Origin of the sequence: Tahibacter aquaticus, assembly GCF_004363655.1 — a bacterium.
Classification (GTDB): Bacteria; Pseudomonadota; Gammaproteobacteria; order Xanthomonadales; family Rhodanobacteraceae; genus Tahibacter; species Tahibacter aquaticus.
In genome coordinates this window covers 1-1,286 of sequence record NZ_SNZH01000077.1, presented here as the reverse complement: position 1 = coordinate 1,286, position 1,286 = coordinate 1, and the positions used below count along the sequence as shown (strand labels likewise).

The 1,286-nt window shown below is 72.1% G+C and carries 1 protein-coding gene; it reads left to right on the top strand.

Translation table 11 applies throughout. The features are described from left to right. A partial coding sequence (locus tag DFR29_RS28850; RefSeq protein ID WP_133822084.1) for a carboxypeptidase-like regulatory domain-containing protein occupies positions 1-1,286 on the top strand: 1,286 nt, incomplete at both ends.

The window sequence follows — 1,286 nt, the reverse complement described above, 5'->3', positions numbered from 1 at the left end:
GCCCAGGGCCGTTACGTCGTGCCCGGTGTGCCGCTGGGCGCGTTCGAACTGACCGCCATCACCACCGAAGGCCGCAGCGGCCACGCCCAGGGCGAACTGGCTCAGGACGGCGAAACCCGCGTGATCGACATCGTCATCGCCAGCAACGCGCTGGTCGGCACGGTGTTCGAGCGCGATAACGTCACGCCGGTCGGCGCCGGCGTCGCCGTGTTCCTGGCGCCGCGGGCGCTGGGGCCGCGCTATTCCTACGATCCGCTGTCCGGCATCCCGGCCGTGCTGCGCGCGACCACCGACGCGCAGGGGCGCTTCAGCTTCGCCGTCACCCGAGCCGACGCCTACTACGTGCAGGCCGAGGCGGCGCTGGAGCGCGGCCGCAGCGAGGTGGTCGTGGTCAACCTGGATCCGCCGCAGCCGCTGCAGACGCGCGTGGTGTTCCTGGCCAAGGGCAGCGTCAGCGGCCGGGTCAGCGATCCCCAGGGCGCGGCGCAGGCGAACGTGCCGGTCAGCGTGACTTCCGCAGGCCTTTTCGACGCCGAGCGCACCACCCAGACCGACGCCCAGGGGCGCTACAGCGTTGACGGCGTGTTCGCCGGCGACGTCACGGCGACGGCGCGCAACGCGGCCACGCAGCTCAGCGGCTTCAACCGCGCCCGGCTGGACAACGAAGGCCAGCAGGTCGACCTCGACATCGTGCTGGCTGCCAGCGGCAGCGTCGCCGGCCGCGTGCTGCGCCGCGACGGCAGCGTTGTGCCTGGACCGCTGAAGCTCAGTCTGCGCCGCGACCGCGTTGTCATCGCCAGCCAGGAAGTGGCCGACGGCGGCACCTACCGCTTCGACCTCGTGCCGGTCGGCGAGGTCGAGGTCATCGCCCAGGAGCTCGGCAACGGCGATCGCGGTGCGGCGACGACGCGCATCACCAGCGCCGGCGAGACGCGCCTGCTTGATGTGCGCCTGGTGGGCCAGGGACGTGTCAGCGTTCACGTGGTCGATGCCGGTGGCGCGCCGGTTGCCGGTGCGCGCGTGGCGCTGAGCACCGCGTTGCTGTTCGCCACCACGGTCGAACGCGAATCCGACGCCGACGGTCTGGTTGTGTTCGAGCGCGTGTTCAACGGTGACTACCAGATAACCGCGAGCCGCCCGGCACCCATCGGCAGTCTGTCGGGAAGCGCCGCCGGTACGCTGCTGCCCGGTGAGGACGGCGAGGTCACCATCACGTTGACGGCGCTGGCCACCGGCCGCGTGCAGGGTCGGGTGCTCGCTCCCGACGGCCTCACGCCGGTGGCGGG